Source organism: Bacillus cereus group sp. BfR-BA-01349 (assembly GCF_022663795.1).
Taxonomy (GTDB): domain Bacteria; phylum Bacillota; class Bacilli; order Bacillales; family Bacillaceae_G; genus Bacillus_A; species Bacillus_A cereus.
On record NZ_JAKUGE010000001.1, the window covers coordinates 55,808 to 75,999 of the forward strand.

Below are 20,192 nucleotides of genomic sequence, written 5' to 3' on the forward strand. Positions count from 1 at the left end.
AAATGAGATTAGCGCTTTTTTCTATTCCAAAACCAATTACTTATTATAATCCCCGTTAACCCACCGCACGTATCAAGCAATGAATCTTGCCACATTGGTGTACGGTCTCCCGTATACCATTGGTGAATTTCATCAAATGTTGCATAACCGGCAACGAAAAGAAGGGCATATATAAAACATCTTTTCCTCGAATGACCTGATCGATGAAAAGCGTAATAAATCAATGAACCTAGCATAAAGAACACCATAAAATGAGCACCTTTACGAAGGAAAAACTCAATAAATCCGCCTACCCCCTTATTCGCAATACTAACAGGGGTTCCTCCACCATAATCAATAGATACCCATGAAAAATGCTCTTTCACAAATTCAACATTTACATATTGTTCAATATCTGAACGCATATCCTGCTTTTTATATGGTTGTGCCGAAGAATAGAAAATCAGCCCCATCCATAGTAATACAGGAATCCAAAATAACCATTTACGATTCATTATCCAGAATTCTCCTCTCTTAATCTTTTAAGGGTACCAAAAAAAAGAAAAAATTTCACGCCAAAACATGACATTTGTACCCTATTTATAAAGTGAAAGGAGGTGATACACATGGCAATTGAAACAATCGTAATGGATTTAACTTTACGTCTTGTCTTAAACAACGGATTAGATAAGAACGGTAAAACAGTTTTCAAGAGCAAACAATTTAAACGTGTTAAAACAAACGCGAGCTTAGATCAAGTACACAACGTAGCTCATGCTCTAGCTTCCTTACAAGCATCACCACTTCACGCTGTGCAACTTGTAAGCACATCAGATCTTTCTAAACTATAAAGTAAAACTCGGATTAGTGGGGATTTTATTCATCCCCGCTGATTATTAGACCACAATTTAACCGGCAGACCCGAATCCCGTAAATAGCTTGATAAATACAAAAGAGGGAATAACACATGCAAGTACTAGAGTTGATTTTCGCGAAAGAAGATGGAAAAACAGTCGTTTTTTCTATCGATACGCCCATCACACCAATCGATGCACAAGTCGTAAATCAAGTAATGGATACAATCCTTGCCTCATCTGTATTTTCATCCATTGATGAAAATACACGAAAAAAGGGAGCTCGCCTTGTAGAAAAAAATGTATCTGAAGTTCCAATTACTCTATAAAATTAAAAAGACGAATCTGCATCATTTTGCAGATTCGTCTTTTTTCTTCGGCATTTCAATCGGAATAAAAATCTTTGAGAAACCGACGTATACGTACTTATAATGTTCTTCCCCTATATCAAACTCAGTCGTATATGTTGAGAAGAATATATAATCATTTCGCTTCGTATAATGATCAATTAATAACCCAACTTGTGGCTCAACATACTTTTTCGCTAACTTTTTACCGGCCGATGCCAAGTCGCCAAGGAGACCCTCTTCATTCTCTTTTTGAACTTCATCTAGCTTCTTACTCACATCATTACGCTTCATAAACTGCTTCGCTGCCCATTCTGTATATTCGCCCTTACTCGGATTACTGTTTGCTAAATATACTAGGAGAACGACAACTAAAGCCATAATAATATACTTTTTCTTCATACTATATCACCGCCTACTCTTTTCTATTTTCATATATATGTACAAGCGATGCAAATTAGAAAGACTATCACCTATTGATTGTAAACGAATAGCCAAAATTTACAATATGAAATAGAATATTAACAGTGAATTTACTTAATTTATATATAATTATATTCGGAATTAAAATTATAAGGGAGGCTATAGAATTATGGATAATGAAAACAACATTTTTATTTCTAGTTCTACAATGATGCTTGAACCATGTAAACACCCTTATTACCGTACAAAAATTATCGACAGTAGCGGAAACCATCTTTACTCCTGTCAAACTGCTCTCCAACTTATACAGAAATCTTGTCTAACAAATATTCATTCTACTTATCAAGGGAGACGTAATGCTGTAAAAACAAAATTTAAATTCAAACAAAACGTTCCAATTCCGATCAATCATAGAGAATATATTTGTGCTTTCCCAACAGAATCTCCTGCTTCTCCAAATTGTATTTGGCTTTTCTTCAAACATGTTCATACAATAGAGTTTTTCAAAAAAGCTAAACGAGCTAAAATTCATTTTTCAAACGGAGCTACCGTAACGATACAAATTAGTTCCCATAAGCTAAGTCAGCAATTATGGAAAGCTGGATATGTATTATCCCAAATGAACATGCAAGATTCATCACCTTAATAACAAATAGAATGGAAGGTAGTATTTCCTCACCTTCCATTCTATTTCCTATTTTTATCCTTTTACACTATCCCGCATTTTCTCGATTGCTTGCCGATACATCCATCTTACTTGATAATATGTCATTTCCGTCTCTAAAGCGATTTCTCCCATCGTCTTCCCTACAAAAAAACGTTCAAAAATAATATACTTCTCCTTCTCATCTAACACGCTCATAAAATCCTTTACTCTTATTTCAACATCCTCAAAATGAAAGATATCCTCATACTCTCCTACACATACACACTTCTCCTGCACTGCGAACTCTTTCTTCAATCTCTCTAATATATAACCTCGCACCGTTACAACTGCATATGCAGGGAAATACCCCTTCTTTGCATCAAACCTTTCATACGCATGCCAAAGACCGATTAAACCACATTGATAATACTCTTCATAATCTTTACGAATACCTAATTTCTTTATCTGATTTACAATCATCCCTTCGTACAAAACAACTGCCTCTTTAAAAGTGGCTGGCTTCACACAGTACCCGTTTCTAAAAGGTATACCTTTCTAGTATTCCGCGGTACCTTCACAATATAAAAATAAAGAAAAGATTTCACCGTGAGTAATTTCAAATACTACCGACGGAATTTGAAATTACACCAGCTAGTATTTGAAATTTTGTTGGTGGTATTTGAAATAGGGGTAAAAATAAAAAAAGGTGACTCTTGAAAGAGCCACCTTTCTATTTTATTTCCTTATTGGAACATACCTTGTAAAGCGCCCATTCCAAGAGTTAAAACAAAGAAAACAATAGTAATAATTGTTGCCTGCTTTTTAGTTAAACCTGCTGTAATTTGAAGACCTAGCCATGTAACTGCATATCCCCAAATTGTAAACACTTCAAATTTACTTACAATGCCTTTTACAACACCACTACTTGAAGCAAAAATTGGCTCTAGGCCAGTGTACATTTCTTGACCTGATCCACCTAAAATATATGCTAAAATCGTATTTATTAATAAACCTAGTAATGAAATAACACTTGAATATACAGTAATCGCTAATAATTTTTTATAAGAAGTATCATTGCTTATAAATACCATTAACACTTTATACACCACGGCACTAAGTAGAAAGACAAATGCCATACTAATAGCAATTACCCCAAATCCCATACCATATGTCATTGCAGCTGAAACAGTAACACCTAATTCCTTATTAAGCTTAATTGCTTCAGGTGTTAGAGAATATACATAAGCAGCAAATCCCCCAACAAGCCCAGCTATTAAAACAAGTAGCCAAAATGCACCCCAAACTGCATTACTCGTCTTCATTCTCTCAAACTGCTCACTTGGAGAAGTAATCATTCCTAATAATGATGGCTTCTTCGCACCTACATCTTGCGTATTAATATTAGCTTCCATTATAACGCCTCCTTCTATTTATATAACCCGTTCTAACGGGCGGTTCACTTCCTCATATAGAGGCTACGAACCGCCCACTAGAACGGTAATGTGTAGTTCTACTACACTATTAATTACTCATAACGCAATGCTTCAATTGGATCTAATTTCGCAGCTTTATTTGCTGGAATTAATCCGAAAATAATACCGAGTGTCATCGAGAACAGTACGCCTCCAACGACAACTTCCCACGAAACGAGCGGTGGCCATTTTGCGAATGTAGAAACGATATATGCTCCGCCATACCCAAGACCAATTCCAATTAAACCACCTAAAAGTGTTAACATAACAGCTTCAATTAAAAACTGTAATAAAATTTTACTACGCGTTGCTCCAAGCGCTTTACGTATCCCAATTTCGCGCGTACGCTCCGTTACAGATACGAGCATGATATTCATAACACCAATACCACCAACGACTAATGAAATACCAGCGATACCACCGATAATCATCGTCATGATGCTAGTTACTTTAGAAACATTTTCTTGGAGTTCTTTTAAATTCACCAGTTCATATTTACCTGGGATTTCACTTGGCTTACGACTATTTAATACATCAACAGCTCGTTTCCCTGCTGCTTCTAAATTGTCTACATTTTTAGCTTGAATTGCGATATTTTGAATATCATCTGTCCCATATAAAACAGGCCATAACGTAAGAGGAATTAACGCTTCTTCCATTTCAAATCCCATAAATTCATTATCTGATGTATACACACCAATAATTTGCATTGGCTGTCCCTTCATCTCAATAATTTGTCCAACTGGGTTTACGTCCTTAAATAACGTTTCCTCTGTTTTTGTGCTAATCATCACAACGTTATTCGCGTGAGAAATATCTGATTCATTTAAGGAGCGGCCCTTTACAACCTTTACTTTATTAACCGCAAAATATTCATTATCAAGTCCAATAACATTCAGCCTTGCTTTTTTATCATTTACATCCAGTGTCTCTGTTGTCGAATTTGTTGTAATAACGTGTGAAACATCTTTCACTTGTTTTACTTCCAAAATATCCTCTTCCGTTAACTTCGGTATTTCAAATCCACCTATAGCAAATTCATCATTAATATCTGCTTTAAATTGAATTGGCATAAGGTTATTACCACCAGAACCTGCGAATTTTGATTTCAACATCGCTTCCCCGCCTTGCCCAATTGCAACGACAGTAATAATCGAACCTACCCCGATAATAATACCCAGCATCGTAAGAGCTGAACGCAGTTTATGAGCTAAAATAGAAGATAAGGCAATTTTTATACTATCTAGTAAACTCATACCGCACACCTTCTATCTTCTGTAACTTTCCCGTCTCGCAGTACAATGCGGCGGGAAGAATACGCTGCCACTTCCTCTTCATGCGTAACCATAACAATCGTCGTACCTTCTGCATTAAGCTTCGTGAAAATATTCATAACTTGCTCACCAGACTTCGTATCAAGTGCACCAGTCGGTTCATCGGCCATAATAAACGTTGGATTATTTGCAATCGCTCTTGCAATCGCTACACGCTGCTTCTGTCCACCTGATAACTCATTTGGTAAATGATGCACGCGATCTGCCAATCCAACTTTACCTAGCGCCTCCAAAGCACGCTTGCGACGCTCTGCTTTCTTCACGCCACCGTATACGAGCGGAAGCTCAACATTTTCCACTGCTGAAAGACGAGGCAGTAAATTAAAATGCTGGAATACAAAGCCAATATATTCATTACGAATTAAAGCAAGCTTTGACTCGTCTGCTGTTAAGATATTCACGTCATTCAGCATATATTCGCCTTCTGTTGGACGATCTAAACAACCGATAATATTCATAAGCGTCGACTTACCAGAGCCAGACGGTCCCATAATCGAAACGAACTCACCGCTCTGAATCGTTAAACTAATACCGTGCAAAATCGGCACTGCCAACTTTCCTTGATAATACGTTTTAGCAATATTATTTAACGTAATCATTTCTCTTTCACTTCCATTCCGTCATACACATCGTCGGAAGGATTTTTAACCACCTTTTGCCCCACTGTTACGCCTTCTACAACCTCTGTCCAGTCCCCATCAGTAGAACCTTTTTTCACATTTTGTTTACGAAGCTTACCTTTATCCTCAACATAAACAAATGCATCATCGCCTTTTGCTACAATGCTCTTACTTGGGACAGCAATCATCTTCTTATTCTCTAAGTTTACTTGCAATGAAACATGATAACCTGGAGATAAACCATCTTGACTATCAAGACTAGCTTTATATGTATATTGGGACATATTTTGAGTTGCTTCACCAACGCCGCCAGCTTGCGCCATCTCTGCGCTCGTTGGGAACTCACTTACCTCTGTAATCTTACCTGTCCACTTCTTCTTATTATTTGCTTTCGCCGTCACAGTGAATGTTTGATCTTTTTGAATTTGTGACTTCTGAAGCTCAGTTAACGTACCTTGAACTTGGAATGGATCTTTAGAAGCTACTTGTAAAAACGCTTTTCCTTGACCACCTAACGCTTGAGATGAGCTTTGTGCCGCATCTTTATCTAACTTTTGAACAACACCAGCGAAATTACTATAAATCGTAAGTTCTTTCTGCTTCTTACTTAACTCTTCTTTCTGCAACTTTCCTTTTTCTTTCTCAAGGTCAATTGTTTTTTGCCCTATCTCTAACTCGTTTACTTGCTCGTCCATCGGATCTGTTACTTCTTTCCCAGCTCCGCTATCTTTCGCCTTCTTAATTTCTTTCTTCAACGAATCAATCTTCTTTTTCCCTTGATCGTAACGCATATCCGCCATCTTCTGATCAAGCTCAGCTTGCTTCATTTGAAGATTAATCTCTTCATTATCATAAGAGAATAACTTCGTACCTTTTTCTACCTCTTGCCCTTCTTTTACCTCAATATCTTTCACTTTCCCTTTGGCCGGATCTGCATAGAAGCTTTCAATATTACCAGGCTTCACCTGACCAGAAATTAACTTCGTATTATTCAGCTTACGCTCTGTCACTTTCTCAAAACTTACAGCATCAGCATTTGTTGATGCACCCTTCTTCTTACCTTGCATAACAAAAATATTAATTGCCGCTACAATAACAATTAGTGCAATAACCCCAATAATAATCCATTTCTTCTTCTTGTTTGGAGTACGAACCGTATTTGGTAACATATTCTCGCTCCCTTTTATAACTTAATAGTTTAATATAAAAATTGTATAAACCTTTCTGAAAATAGATTACATATTATTACATTATTTTTACAAAGTTTTACACATCCATTTATATTGTAACAAAAATTCCAATGATTAGAAATATGACATTATATCTTTTAAGATAGATTTAAGGAAAGGAAAAAGGATAATTTAAATTGAATTTTCAAGTACTTTTATATGAATGTAAGCCATCTTTTATTAATAAACTTCTTACCAAGATAAATTATTAAAATCATTTTTGTCATATATATTTGACATTTCATCTATTCAATTATAAAATGTCACATATAAATGACATTTCGGTACACGAGGTCTACAACCATCAATGGGAGGGTTATATTTGAATAACGTTAAACAATATCGAAAATCTGAAGGGCTATCGCAACTAGAGTTAGCTAAAAAAGTTAACGTGGCGAGACAGACAATAAATTTAATTGAAAACAATAAATATAATCCCTCTTTAGCCTTATGTATCGAATTAGCAAAAGCACTAAAAACAGATTTAAATAGTCTATTTTGGGAGGGAGATTAAATGATGAAAATTGAATGGAAAGAAAGAGTTTATAATAGTTTTGTTGGAACACTAAGTGAGAGAGATGAATACCAAAAACAAGAAATCAATAAAGAGTTATCTGTAGCTGGAATTGGTTTGTGGTGGTTAAATATGTTGGTAATGCTTATTATGTTACTTGTTGATACTATGAACCACACAATATCTATAGGAACTATATTTATTTTTCTATCTAATATGATTTACGCTAATTATTTAGCCTTTAAATTCAAGAAAAAAGGTTTAAGTGATACTGAATGTGCAACAAAAGAAGAATATTTACAACACAAGAAAAAATTAAGAAAAGCTGGGTTAAAAGCAGGTGTACTTTGGGGCTTTCAAATGTTTGTTTTTATGAATTATATCCTTCCCTATGTAGGTTCAGAAGAAATCTCTATTTCTTTATTTGATGTTATGCTTTGGGGCTGCGCTGGCGGATTTTTTGGTACAACCATGTATCTATTTGGTTTATGGAATCTAAAAAAATTATATTAAGTAATAAAAATCATTTACATATTAAACTGCAATTTTACATACTATTTATTTTTCCTAAATAAAAATATAAAAGCTATCCAATATAAAAATTGGATAGCTTTTTCAAACAAAATATTACGCTACTTTAGGATCTTTTCTCTCATGTCCACGTTGAACAATAAATAAGAAGATTGTTGATAAAACCGCACCTGTTAATAGTAAGATGAAACAACCATCCCAGCCAGAACTATCAACAATAACACCAATTGCTGCGTTAGCTACAAGACTTCCGCCTACATAACCGAATAGACCACACATACCAACTGTCGTACCTACTGCAAATTTCGGTACTAATTCCATCGCACTTAAACCGATTAAGAACTGTGGTACATAGATTAAACAACCGATAATAGAAACTGCAATACTTACAACAAGTACGCTAGTTGCTTGCCAATATATAAACGTACCAATAACAACTCCAACCATACTAATAATACATAATGGCATACGTTTTCCTTTAAATAATTTATCACTTAAAAAGCCAACGATTAATGAACTTGGAATTGCCATACCTTCAAAGATTGCATATGCCGCATGCGCTTCTGCTTTTGAAAATCCTTTAACTGTCGTTAAATAAAGTGGAACCCAGTTAATAACACCGAAACGAATTAAATAAACAAAAGCATTCGCAATACATAAGAACCATACAAATTTATTTTTCACTACATACTTCATTAAAATTTCTTTTGGTGACATCTTGTTAGCATTATCTGCTTTTTCAAGATTTTCATAGTCATTACGATACTCATCAATTGGAGGAAGACCTTCAGATTCTGGTGTATCCTTCGCATTGATCCAAACAAGTACTGCAATTACCATTGCGATAATCGCAGGGAAAATAAATACGCCACCTTGCCAATGATTTTCACCGAAAATACCTACACCAATTCCGACAAGTGGTGGCACAAGCATTCCACCAACGTTATGTGAAATATTCCAAAGACCTGTTTTCGTACCACGTTCTTTCTTCGAGAACCATTTCGTCATAACAATACTACAAGGTGGTGCTCCCATACCTTGTACAATACCGTTAACAACGAGTAATGTAACAATCATCCCAAATGATGATGCAAAACCGAAACAAATATTTACAAGCCCTGATAAGAATAAACCGACTGCGATAAAGCGCTGGGCGAAAGCTTTATCTGATAAATTACCCATAAAGAACTTACTAAATCCATAAACAATTGCCATTACTGAACCTAGTAGACCAATTTCAGCTGTACTAAAACCATATTCTTGTACTAAATACGTACTTGATAACGTAAAGTTACTACGAACTAAATAATAAGCAGCATATCCAACTGAAATCCCGATTAACACACGAATACGTAGTAATCGATATACACGGTCGATCATATCCGCTGGCAATCTTTCAATTGCAGGTGCTGGCTTAAGCCATTTAAACATATATTTCCGTCTCCTTTTCTCACTTCAGAGAGAGACGCTGTCTATTCCATATCTCGATTATTCCGCTATTTGATATATTTTGGTTCGTCCTTCTAACCGGCTGTCCTTCTATTTCTTTCTCATTCTTCGCAAACATCGTTGGTACGCCAAACGACACTTTTTCTAAAATATGCCCCGCTTCTTCTGATAAACAATAATCAATAAATAAATCCGCAATAATACCACTCGGTGCACGTTTTAGTTTAGAAATCGCATTAACAGATAACCCTGTTTGCTCAGGTTCGTTACTTAAAATCGGAAAGCCTTGTTTTTGAAGCATTCTCTGATCTCCCATAAAGTTGATGCCTATCATATATTCACCGCTCGCAACAAGTTCTGCTGGGATGTAACCATTCACTGTTACTTCTCCAACTTGTTCTGCCAGATTCTTCACATATTCCTTCGCTTCCTCTTCACCTAACGTATCAATAAGTGATTGGAAAAACGTATATGCTGTACCTGAAACATTTGGATCGGGCATGACAATCTTCCCCTTATATACTGGATTCAATAAATCTTTCCATCTTAACGGATACGAGAGACCGAGCGGCGCTATTTCCTCGTTCCACCGCTCTTTATTAATCGCAATTGCCAGCTTCTCCACTTCATAACCATACCAATAACCATCTTTATCTTTAACAGTTTTTGAAATACGATTTGCATGTTGGCTTATCACAGGAATAGAAAGATTTTTTTGCTTCATCATTTGATGCGCATCTACTGTACCGCCAATAATAATATCCGCCTTCGGATTTCCAGCTTCTTCTTCCACTCTACGAAGAAGTTCTTCTGTTGAAAGACGAATAAATTCATACGTACATCCTCGCGGCTTACAAAATGATGAAAGTAACGCTTCACCAACTTCCTCACGAGCCGCCACATACGCAACAATATGACGATCATCCAAAATAGGGAGACCATTTTTACTATATTTAATAGAGGTTGTATCTCGAGAGCAACTAGACATCGCTCCTCCAATTACTAGCAAAAAGAAGAAAAAGGCTATCTTTCTCATGACGCATTCTCCTTTACGAATAACTCTGCTAGAGAGCCTTTCATATACATGACATTCCCGTTATTATCACCGAGATATTGCACAACAAAGTACGATGGATACACAGAAATCGTAAGAATATCTTCACGATCATTCTTTACACGCTTACCTGTTTTATAAGCTGTAATATAAGCAATCGGTTCATTCTGCGATTGTAATAACTTCTGAATTTCTCCGTAATCTGTAATTTGCTTTGCGTATCGAATAGAATCAAGTATGTGCGTAAGATTGATAGTACGTACCACATCGCCTTGACGTACTACGACATCCTTTGCTGAAGCAAAGAAATCACTAATACGCTCTGGCGTGTAATACAGGCTTAATAAATACGTTTGAAGTGCTGAAATCATCGGATCCATGCCATTCTTTCCGTATACATTTTCCCCATACTGGAACAAGTCACCTACTGCAAAAGTACGCTTATGTCCATTCAAGTACGTTACTTCTCCAGTAAATACTTGTTCTTGGCTCTTAACGTCCCCAGGCTCTATTCGAATTCGGTCAAAGAATGAAATAATCGTATGCAAACGGACTTCATCCGTTACAACGATTTCTCCCCACTTTTCATGTCTTACTTTCACTTCAATTGGAAGAGATTCATTCACCCTTTGTAAAACGGCTTGTTTATCATTTACAATGTTGATTCGATTATAGATTTGCTTCTCCATAACATAAAACAAAACGAGAGAAACAATTATACAAATGACAAATATAAGAATTTGAAATGATAGCCTTTTCATTTCTGCCTACCTCCAAGATAAAAAAACGTTGTTTCGAAAATACCGCATAATTGTTTCATAAATGTATCATTTAACCGCTTTCAAGTTTTTTATGTCTTCCATCCTTCTCGGAAGCAAAAATGTAATGAATATTGTAGTACCTATTTCTTCACTACTCTCAATCCGCATGCTTCCGCCCTGCTTATTCATAATCTCCTGACAAATATACAAACCATAACCATTCCCGTAACTAGAAGGAAGTGCCTTTCCTTTCGGAGACTCATTCCACTCTGCAAGCACCACTTCATCTATACCGATCCCATCATCATGAACAAAAACCTTCGCCTCATGCTCATTTACAATTACATTCATACGAATGTGCGAAGCATCACTATACTTAATTGCATTATCAAGCACATTTAAGAAAATTTGCTTCGTCTTATCAAAATCCGCAACAACATGTACATCCGTTAACTCATTTACCACTTCAATTTCAAACTGATTTAGACGAGGTTTCACAATTGAAACTGCTTCTTCTGCCAATTCCTTTATATTCACAACTGTAGGAGACACTTCAAACGTACTCGTCCCATATTTCGAGGACTTAAGCAGTTCCTCTACAAGTGATAATAAACGCTCACTTTCCACAGCCACATAACGAAGACTTTCCTGTACATCTTCTTTCGATTGTAACTTCGGAATTAAATCAACATAACCGATAATTGCCGTTAGCGGTGTTTTTAGCTCATGCGTAATGCGGTCTAGGAAATCTTTCTGCTTCTCTTTCTCCTCCTGCAATTGCTTAATATGCAGTTCAATTCCATCAGCCATCGCATTAAAAGATGCTGAAAGTTGAGCGATTTCCACGTACTCATTTAACTCAATCTTACTCTTATAATCACCATTCGCGAGCCGCTGTGCCATTTGTCTCAACTGATCAATTGGTTTATGAAGAGACTTCGCCAAACGAATTGCAAAGAAAATACCGGTAGCTACTAAACAAAGAGACGTCATTAAGAAAGTCCAGCTCACATTTGTTAAAACTTCCTTCTCACCCGTTAACTCATTTATAAAACGAATACTTCCAATGACATCGTTTCCATAATAAACCGGGCTTGAAAACAAAAGAATGGGAGCGGGATCCGCCTCCTCAAAAACATAAGACTTCTTCCCCTTCAAAGAACTCTCAATGTCGATGTTACGGTGAAGCAATGCTCCTTTTTGTGTATCTGCAACAACATCTCCATTCTTCCCGATCATCTGCACACGGACATCCATACGCTTCGCTAAATACGACGCAATTAAAAGTGAATTCGGACCAAGCGTATCCACTTCTGCTTCCTTCTCTAAATAATTCATCGTATAAATTTGTGCTTCTACACTTAACTTTTCTAAAGAATCTGCTGCGTTATGATACATATTCTTTTCTAACGTAATATAAACAACTGCATATAAAAGAACAAAAATCGGAATTAACAGCCCAACTATTCCGAACACCATATTTCTCTTTAAAGACATGCCATCACCACTTAACAATCCAGTTTATAGCCTACGCCATAAATTGTCTTAATATATTCTCCGCTCGTCCCAAGCTTCTTTCGAAGTCTCTGCACCATAATATCAACTGCTCTCGTATTTCCGATATACTCAAATCCCCATACTTTCTCAAGTAACTCATCCCTCATAAACACACGCTGCGGATTTGAAACAAACAACTGACATAAATTAAACTCTCGGTACGTTAACTGAATCTCTTGTCCACTCACATGTACCTTTCTTTCCTTAGGACAAATCACTATATCCCCGGCCTCAATTACTTCATGACTTACAGCTGCCTCCGTCTTCTTTACACGCCGCGCCATATTCTTAACCCGAAGAATAAGCTCCGCATAATTAAACGGCTTCGTCACATAATCATCCGCACCAAGCTGCAAGCCAAGCAACTTATCATTCATCTGACTTTTTGCCGTTAACATAAGCACCGGAATATCCCTATCCCTCTCACGGAACAAACGAAGCAACTCATACCCATCCGTATCCGGAAGCATAACATCCAAAATCAATACATCCGGCCCTTCATTCCATCGCTCTAAAGCTTCTCTCCCATCAGCCGCTGCCAATACTTCATAACCTTCCATCTCCAACTGCATCCGAATCAAATTACGAATACTCGATTCATCATCAACCACAAGTATTTTCATCATTCTCCTCCTTCCATCATGTATTATAGTACAGTTTAGTATAGCAAAAATTCTATAAAAAAAGAGAGGGTATTGTCGAACATATTTTGTCGACGATACCCTCTCTTTCACTTATTGTATTTATTTAGCATATCCATTCGGTTGCTTTTGATGCCAATTCCAAGCATGCTCAATAATTGTTTTAACATTTACATACTTAGGATCCCATCCTAACTTCTCTTTCGCTTTCTGAGAAGAAGCAACTAAACGTGCTGGATCACCCGCACGGCGCGGTGCTACCTCAGCAGGAATTTCATGATTTGTAACTTCGCGAACTGCATCAACGATTTCTTTTACACTGAAACCATTACCATTTCCTAAGTTATAGAAATCACTCTCTCCGCCGTTTTGTAAATCCTTAAGCCCTAAGAAATGAGCTGCCACTAAATCTTCAACATGAATATAATCACGGATACAAGTACCATCTGGTGTATTATAATCATCACCAAACATCATAATCTTCTCACGTTGGCCTAACGCCACTTGCAACACAAGAGGAATTAAATGTGTCTCTGGGCGATGATCTTCTCCAATAATACCACTTGGAGTTGCACCAGCCACGTTAAAGTATCTAAAGATCTTATAACGTAAATTTGAAGCTTGGCTATACCAATGAAGCATCTTCTCGATTGCTAACTTCGTTTCTCCATACGTATTCGTTGGATTCGTCATCGTTTCTTCAGTAATAAGATCAACATCTACCTCACCATACGTTGCCGCAGTAGAAGAGAAAATAAACTTATCTACCTTAAACTCATCCATTACCTCTAATAAACAAAGTGCACCATACACATTGTTATTATAATATTGAAGGGGCTTTTCCATACTAACTCCAACTAAAGAATCAGCTGCAAAGTGCATAACCGCCTCAATATTTTCTTGTTTAAAAACATCCCTTAAAAATGATTTATCACGAAGGTCGCCATTATAAAACTTCGCGCCTTCCATAATTGCATCTTCATGACCAGTTTGTAAGTTATCTACTACTACTACAGATAAACCTTCGTCTACTAATTTTTTCACAGCGTGAGAACCGATGTAGCCAGCTCCGCCACAGATTAAAATTGAATTCATTGTTTTCCTCCTACTATTTTCAGATATCTTAATTATAAAAGGAAAAGGTATACGGGAACTCGTACACCTTTTATCTCTCCTTTATTACTTAGCTACAAAATAATCAGTTACATGTTTCGCCCAAACATCATGTCCTTTTGCACTTGGGAAACCGAATTCTTCTTGTAGGTATGGTAAAATTGCTTTCGTTGAAGCATCCGGCCATGCTCCCCAATGATCAATATATGTATAATTATTTTGCGTCGCAAATTGTTTTAATGCTTCAATCGATTTCGGATAATTTTTCGCACCATAAACTGGATTTGATGGTTGAATCATAATCGTAGCACCTTTTGCACTAGTAGAAAGTGCTTGAACGAACTTCTGTGTATTCACAACAGAGTTCCCATTACCAGTTTTACCGTTATCAGTAATAAATGGTGGCTCAAATAAGATCACATCTGGATTATCTTTTGCAATCTCTTTATCACGTTTATTCGTAATTAACTCTTCTGTGCTTTCACCCTTATATTCCTTTACAGTCACATTCCATAAACCTTTACCATAAGCAGTTTCTAAATTAGCCGTTAGCTTAGCTGCCCAAGCACCTTTTTCAGATGAAGAAGCTTCATCACCAACAATAACAAGATTTACTGCCTTTTTATCCTCAGCAGCTTTCTTTAACTTCTCTTTCACTGCATCTGGCAAGTTCTTCGCGTATGCCTCATTAAAAGATGACTTTGCATCTTGTTTTTTCTCCTCTTTTTTCTCCTCTTTTTTCTCCTCTTTTTTCTCTTCTTTCTTTGCTCCGCTATCTTTTACTTCAGCTTTTGTTTTCGTTACTTCACTCGTTTGTCCTGTTGCATTTGCAATCTTCTTATTCCAGTACAATTTACCGCTCACAATCGAAGCTACAAACAATACAAAAATAACAAGGACAAGTACTGCTTTCTTATTCATCGATTCACCTCATCTATTAATCTCACAATATATAATACTAATATAAATCCATGCAAAAATAAACCCAACTCCTTCCAAAGGAGTTGGGTTATTACATATTACTTAGTCAATTCAAGATGTGTTCTTAACTTATTCGTTAAATCTTGTTTTGCTGCATCCGGAACATAGTAGTACCAAATACCATCAGCAGCTTTGTGACCATCACCTGGGATTTGGATTTCTTCACTATTCTGCATGCAATCTTTATAGTTCTTTTGAATATCAAACATTTGGTCTTGCGTTAAACTTGTTTTAACGTTTTTCTCAATTGCTTTTAATACATCACCGTAACTTGCTAAAGAAGAAACTGTAGCACCCTGTTTAATTACTCCTTGAATTACTTGACGTTGGCGCATTTGACGTCCGAAATCACCACGTGGGTCAAGCTTTCTCATCCTAGAATAATGTAATGCCTTTCTACCATCTAAATGAATGTTTCCTTTTTCAAAATGAATTCCTTCATATGTGAAATCTAAATCATTATTTACATCTACACCACCAACAGCATCTACAATATCTTTAAATCCATCCATATTTACTTCAATATAATGATCAACTGGTACATTAAGAAAATTCTCTACTGTTTTTACAGCCATATCAATTCCGCCAAAAGCATAAGCATGATTAATTTTATCCTTTGTACCTTTTCCAACGATTTCTGTATAAGAATCACGTGGAATACTAACAATTTTCATAGATTTCGTCGTAGGATTTAATGTAAATAGCATTAATGAATCCGACCTTCCTTGGTCTTCACCACGTTGGTCTACCCCCATCATTAAAATAGATATGGGTTTCTGATCTGAAATATCTACCTTCTTTTCTCGTTTTTCAGATTTCTCACGATCTAATGGTTTATGAACAGCATCTAATGTATTAGAAACATTAGAATAAACAGTATAAGCATATACTCCACCACCGACAATAAGAATTCCAATAATACCTAGAACCCAGAATAAAATTTTCTTTTTCATTTTTTAACCTTCTTTCGAAAATCGAAATCTTTTCTCAAAAAACATAGTTACAATTATAGCCTAAATACATTCAAAATATCTATAGTCATCATAAATAATCAAATTCCTTTATGCACTCAATTGCAAGAGTTCAAATTTTTATATACTCTTCGCATAAAGTATCTAATTTAATTTTTCATTTAATAAAACACATTTTTAACCAACCATTTGCAATTAGTTTATTATACTCTTATGCTTGCTAAACTTCTTAGTTCATATAGATTATTAAAATTGTAATAAGAAATTTGTTTACTGCTTATATTCATACAATTACGTGTATCAAATATAATAGCCTTTCTTGCGTTATCAATAATGACTTGTTCATCTATTTGTTTAAACTCATTATGGTCTGTTAGTACTAAAATACATTCTGCATTTTTTACAGCATTCTCTAGACTATATAAATTAAAATGGACCTGATTTTCATGAACATGAGGATCATGTACAGCAACTTCATAACCCTGTTCTTTAAGTAAATCTACAATTGTCATAGCTGGACTTTCTCTGACATCATCGATATTACCTTTATATGTAATTCCTAAAACTGCAACTTTTGCATTTTTATCTGGAATAATTTTTGCTAATTGCTCTACAACAAATACAGGCATAGAATTATTTATAAAGCGCGCATTAGAAATTAATTGAGACTCTTCGGGTGCCTTTTCAATAATAAAATACGGGTCCACTGCTAAACAATGTCCTCCAACCCCTGGTCCTGGAAGATGTAAATTTACTCGAGGATGATGGTTAGCTAATTTAATAACCTCTAAAGCATTTACGCCAAGTTTTTCAGAGATTTTTGCTAATTCATTTGCTAATGCAATATTTACATCGCGGAATGTGTTTTCCATAAGCTTAGACATTTCTGCTGTTACAGCAGTAGTTTCAAGGATTTCTCCTTTTACAAAACAACCGTAAACTTCGGCTGCTTTTTGCGTAGATTTTTTATTAATCCCACCAACTATTCTTGTATTCTCTACTAATTCAATTAAAATACGTCCAGGTAACACACGTTCCGGACAATGTGCAAGGTAAATTTCTTCTCCTACTTTCCATCCCTGTTCCTCAATAATTGGAGCCACTGTATCATCAATAGTTCTTGGCGGAATCGTAGATTCTACAATTACAATACTTTCCTTCTGTAAGAATGGTAAAATAGACTTAGTAGCTTCTACAACATAGTCTAAATTTGCAGTATGATCAGCATTGTGTGGTGTAGGAACAGCAATAATAAACACATCAGCTTTGGTTGGTTCTACACTAGCGCTCAATTTCCCCTTTTCTACTACATCTTTAACTAATTCTCCTAATCCAACCTCTTCAATATGAACTTTACCTTGATTAATCATTTCAATTGCAACAGGGTTTACATCTACCCCTATAACATCATATCCCGCTTTTGCAAAAATAGCTGAAGTTGGTAAACCAATGTAACCTAAACCTACTACACAAACTTTTTTATTCATCTTCACCAATCCTTATCTTTTTTATTATTCAACTCATATATCAACGTTATATTAAATATAGAATCATAAAAAATTAAACTCACTCAAATAATTTCATATAGACACACTATACTTTATTATCCTTGCAGTTAATTAAATTCTATTATTACGTATCAATGATTATTGAACCCTTAATTTTGGATTCCTTTACTACCTATAGTCTCTTATTTAGAATATAACTCTTCTATTGAAGATAGCATTTTTTCAATCGTAAAATGTTCCTCAAATGTCCTAAAGCCATTTTTAGAAAGCCTATCATATAGGCTATAATCTTTTATAATTTCTAATATTTTTTGTGTCCCTTCTCTAGCATTATCTTTATCAAAAAGATAACCATTATAATCATCAACCACTATTTCATTATTACCTACAATATCTGTAGCAATAATGGGTTTTTTATATGATAATGCCTCTATTAATGAATATGGCATACCTTCGTATAAGGAAGTAGATAAGAATATATCAAAACATATTAATTCTATATCTGGGTTTGAATGAAATCCTTTTAATTTAATGAATTCACTTAAATTATTCCTTTTAACATAATCAGAAACTTCTTTAAAATACTCTCCATCTCCAATATATACAAACTCAACATTTTGATTTTCCTTAATAACTTGCTCAGCTATACGAATAAATAACCATGGGTTTTTTTGATAATCCATTCTCGCAATTGTTCCTACTACCAATTTCTCTTTACAATCTTTTAAAGGAAATTTACTATCTGTAGGTGGTGAAGAAATACCATTATATACTACCATTGATTTATTTAATGAAATGACTTTATGTCCCAAAGCAAATCCTTCTTCACCTTTGGAAACATGAAGGACCTTCGTTGTTAAAGAACCTAATAGTTTTTCAACGTTCTTATATATGAACTTTTTCTTTGCTGATAAATTTGGGTTTTGAAATACATATGCATGTGGCGTATAGTACACTTGTTTCACTCCACATATTTTGGCTGCTATCCTGCCTATTGCACCTGCTTTAGAGCTATGACAATGAACAATTTGCGGCTTAATTTCCCTTAGCATTTTTATAATTAATTTTGTAGCTCCTATGTCATTCTTAAGTGATAATTCCCTCACCATTTCTGTGACTTCGTAAAAATAGAGCCCTTTTCTCATAAGATTATTTTTTGCCGATAGAAATACATCATCTACCCGCTGAGTACCATGTATAACATGTACTTCATATTTATTTAGGTCTAAATTTGAGAGTACATCTACTAAATGTCTTCTAACTCCCCCACCTAATGCCTCACATATAAAAACAACCTTTTTCATTCCTCACTGCTCCTTTTATCATTAGTTAGATCTACTTAGTAAAGATTTAATACCAATAATTAGCTTGTTAGGAGCTACTAGCAAGATAAAAGACTTTATTATTCCCACGTAGCTTTCTAAAACTAGAGGATTAAAATATTTTTTTTGAATTTTTATTCTACTGTACAACTGTCTTTTTCGCCTACTTAATGAGATACTATTTGGATTGATTTCTTTACAAATAAGTACTTCATCTAAATTCGAAACCTCATATTTATTCATTATTCTAAAGAAGAATTCATAATCTTCTGCCGCTGGAAAATCAGTATGATATACACCAATCTCTTCAATAATTGCTGTTCTAAACATAACTGATGGATGCGGGAAACAGCTATTAATATGCATCTTCTTTTTTATCTCATCTGTTGAAAGCGGTACACGCTCTATAAACACTTCTTTACCATCCATATCCGTATGTCTTACGCTGGAACCTATTAACATATAATTTGGATTATCTAACATATATTGTTTTTGCTTATAAAATCGATTAGGTTCAATAGTATCTCCTGCATCTATCCTCGCAACAAATGTATAACCATTATCACAAATATACTTTAACCCTAAATTTAAGACATGCTCAATTCCTTTATTAACTTCAGATTTTATAAAAATAATATGGTGAATTCCAACAGTCTTAGGAACAAGGATTGGTTCCTTACTACCATCATCAACAACTACTACATCTACCTTCTCTTTTGTTTCCTTCAATAAAGATTCTAAGGTTTGATTTAAACCAACTTGATCGTTATATACAGGAATTAATAAAGCTATTTCTGACATATACTCGCTCCAATCATTTTTCTAATATAAATGAGAAAAAGGGATTACAGGAATCTAAATTAATCTGGATTCCCCAATCCCTAAT

The 20,192-nt window shown here is 35.3% G+C and carries 23 protein-coding genes; 5 read left to right on the forward strand and 18 right to left on the reverse strand.

From position 1 onward, the window contains the following. Window positions 1-8 precede the first annotated feature (8 nt). Window positions 9-494, reverse strand: coding sequence for a VanZ family protein (locus tag MR169_RS00225; RefSeq protein WP_001080707.1), 486 nt, complete (start codon window positions 492-494; stop codon window positions 9-11). 111 nt (window positions 495-605) lie between these two features. Between MR169_RS00225 and MR169_RS00230 the strand changes: the two genes are divergently transcribed. Next, window positions 606-830 carry a DUF1659 domain-containing protein gene (locus MR169_RS00230; RefSeq protein ID WP_000963861.1) on the forward strand — a complete coding sequence of 75 codons (225 nt, stop codon included), beginning with the start codon at window positions 606-608 and terminating at the stop codon, window positions 828-830. A gap of 116 nt (window positions 831-946) precedes the next feature. Next, complete coding sequence (locus MR169_RS00235) at window positions 947-1,162, forward strand: DUF2922 domain-containing protein (RefSeq protein WP_001197593.1); 216 nt, start codon at window positions 947-949, stop codon at window positions 1,160-1,162. A gap of 21 nt (window positions 1,163-1,183) precedes the next feature. Here MR169_RS00235 and MR169_RS00240 read toward each other — a convergent pair whose 3' ends face one another. After that, window positions 1,184-1,582 (reverse strand): DUF4359 domain-containing protein, encoded by a 399-nt coding sequence (locus MR169_RS00240; protein ID WP_242318721.1) that lies wholly within the window; start codon window positions 1,580-1,582, stop codon window positions 1,184-1,186. Between the two features lie 190 nt (window positions 1,583-1,772). Between MR169_RS00240 and MR169_RS00245 the strand changes: the two genes are divergently transcribed. After that, the gene (locus tag MR169_RS00245; RefSeq protein ID WP_000368313.1) at window positions 1,773-2,249 is read left to right on the forward strand and encodes a competence protein ComK; all 477 of its coding nucleotides are present in this window, start codon (window positions 1,773-1,775) and stop codon (window positions 2,247-2,249) included. A gap of 54 nt (window positions 2,250-2,303) precedes the next feature. Here MR169_RS00245 and MR169_RS00250 read toward each other — a convergent pair whose 3' ends face one another. The 5 genes from MR169_RS00250 to MR169_RS00270 form a co-directional block, all read right to left on the reverse strand. Then, window positions 2,304-2,774, reverse strand: a complete 471-nt coding sequence (locus MR169_RS00250) for a sigma-70 family RNA polymerase sigma factor (protein ID WP_000801284.1) — start codon at window positions 2,772-2,774, stop codon at window positions 2,304-2,306. A gap of 218 nt (window positions 2,775-2,992) precedes the next feature. Then, entirely contained in the window at window positions 2,993-3,661 is a 669-nt protein-coding gene (yknW, locus tag MR169_RS00255; RefSeq protein ID WP_044584993.1) for a YknW family membrane protein, read from the reverse strand. A gap of 113 nt (window positions 3,662-3,774) precedes the next feature. Next, entirely contained in the window at window positions 3,775-4,977 is a 1,203-nt protein-coding gene (locus MR169_RS00260; RefSeq protein WP_000054354.1) for an ABC transporter permease, read from the reverse strand. After that, window positions 4,974-5,654, reverse strand: a complete 681-nt coding sequence (locus MR169_RS00265; protein WP_000631626.1) for an ABC transporter ATP-binding protein — start codon at window positions 5,652-5,654, stop codon at window positions 4,974-4,976. Before MR169_RS00265 ends, MR169_RS00260 begins: the two co-directional genes overlap by 4 nt. Further along, window positions 5,651-6,844, reverse strand: a complete 1,194-nt coding sequence (locus tag MR169_RS00270) for an efflux RND transporter periplasmic adaptor subunit (protein ID WP_044306710.1) — start codon at window positions 6,842-6,844, stop codon at window positions 5,651-5,653. The genes MR169_RS00265 and MR169_RS00270 overlap by 4 nt, the downstream gene beginning before the upstream one ends. A gap of 382 nt (window positions 6,845-7,226) precedes the next feature. On the opposite strand from MR169_RS00270, the gene MR169_RS00275 reads away from it, so the two are divergent. Next, on the forward strand, window positions 7,227-7,418 hold the full coding sequence (locus MR169_RS00275) for a helix-turn-helix transcriptional regulator (RefSeq protein WP_001067016.1): 192 nt from the start codon (window positions 7,227-7,229) through the stop codon (window positions 7,416-7,418). Further along, window positions 7,419-7,931, forward strand: coding sequence for a DUF3278 domain-containing protein (locus tag MR169_RS00280; RefSeq protein ID WP_030029401.1), 513 nt, complete (start codon window positions 7,419-7,421; stop codon window positions 7,929-7,931). Window positions 7,932-8,045: 114 nt separating this feature from the next. Here the strand turns inward: MR169_RS00280 and pgtP are convergent, their stop codons facing one another. From pgtP to MR169_RS00335, 11 genes are all read right to left on the reverse strand, one after another. Next, a complete protein-coding gene (gene pgtP, locus MR169_RS00285; protein WP_000477602.1) occupies window positions 8,046-9,380 on the reverse strand; it encodes an MFS transporter in 1,335 nt (444 codons plus the stop codon). 19 nt (window positions 9,381-9,399) lie between these two features. Continuing rightward, a complete protein-coding gene (locus MR169_RS00290) occupies window positions 9,400-10,434 on the reverse strand; it encodes an ABC transporter substrate-binding protein (protein ID WP_001225641.1) in 1,035 nt (344 codons plus the stop codon). Then, window positions 10,431-11,213 (reverse strand): DUF3919 family protein, encoded by a 783-nt coding sequence (locus tag MR169_RS00295; protein ID WP_086424220.1) that lies wholly within the window; start codon window positions 11,211-11,213, stop codon window positions 10,431-10,433. Before MR169_RS00295 ends, MR169_RS00290 begins: the two co-directional genes overlap by 4 nt. Window positions 11,214-11,279: 66 nt before the next feature. Further along, a complete protein-coding gene (locus MR169_RS00300) occupies window positions 11,280-12,710 on the reverse strand; it encodes a HAMP domain-containing sensor histidine kinase (RefSeq protein WP_000054027.1) in 1,431 nt (476 codons plus the stop codon). Window positions 12,711-12,721: 11 nt separating this feature from the next. Further along, window positions 12,722-13,393: a response regulator transcription factor gene (locus MR169_RS00305; RefSeq protein ID WP_098202809.1), complete on the reverse strand. Its 672-nt coding sequence runs from the start codon at window positions 13,391-13,393 to the stop codon at window positions 12,722-12,724. 120 nt (window positions 13,394-13,513) lie between these two features. Then, on the reverse strand, window positions 13,514-14,506 hold the full coding sequence (gene galE / locus MR169_RS00310) for a UDP-glucose 4-epimerase GalE (protein WP_136986158.1): 993 nt from the start codon (window positions 14,504-14,506) through the stop codon (window positions 13,514-13,516). Between the two features lie 84 nt (window positions 14,507-14,590). Beyond that, on the reverse strand, window positions 14,591-15,445 hold the full coding sequence (locus tag MR169_RS00315; RefSeq protein WP_242318722.1) for an SGNH/GDSL hydrolase family protein: 855 nt from the start codon (window positions 15,443-15,445) through the stop codon (window positions 14,591-14,593). 98 nt (window positions 15,446-15,543) lie between these two features. Then, complete coding sequence (tagU, locus tag MR169_RS00320; RefSeq protein WP_029443643.1) at window positions 15,544-16,458, reverse strand: polyisoprenyl-teichoic acid--peptidoglycan teichoic acid transferase TagU; 915 nt, start codon at window positions 16,456-16,458, stop codon at window positions 15,544-15,546. 221 nt (window positions 16,459-16,679) lie between these two features. Next, window positions 16,680-17,963, reverse strand: coding sequence for a nucleotide sugar dehydrogenase (locus MR169_RS00325; RefSeq protein WP_098783176.1), 1,284 nt, complete (start codon window positions 17,961-17,963; stop codon window positions 16,680-16,682). 203 nt (window positions 17,964-18,166) lie between these two features. Next, complete coding sequence (locus tag MR169_RS00330) at window positions 18,167-19,288, reverse strand: glycosyltransferase family 4 protein (RefSeq protein WP_242318723.1); 1,122 nt, start codon at window positions 19,286-19,288, stop codon at window positions 18,167-18,169. A gap of 21 nt (window positions 19,289-19,309) precedes the next feature. Continuing rightward, window positions 19,310-20,107: a glycosyltransferase gene (locus MR169_RS00335; protein ID WP_098033378.1), complete on the reverse strand. Its 798-nt coding sequence runs from the start codon at window positions 20,105-20,107 to the stop codon at window positions 19,310-19,312. Between the last annotated feature and the right edge of the window lie 85 nt (window positions 20,108-20,192).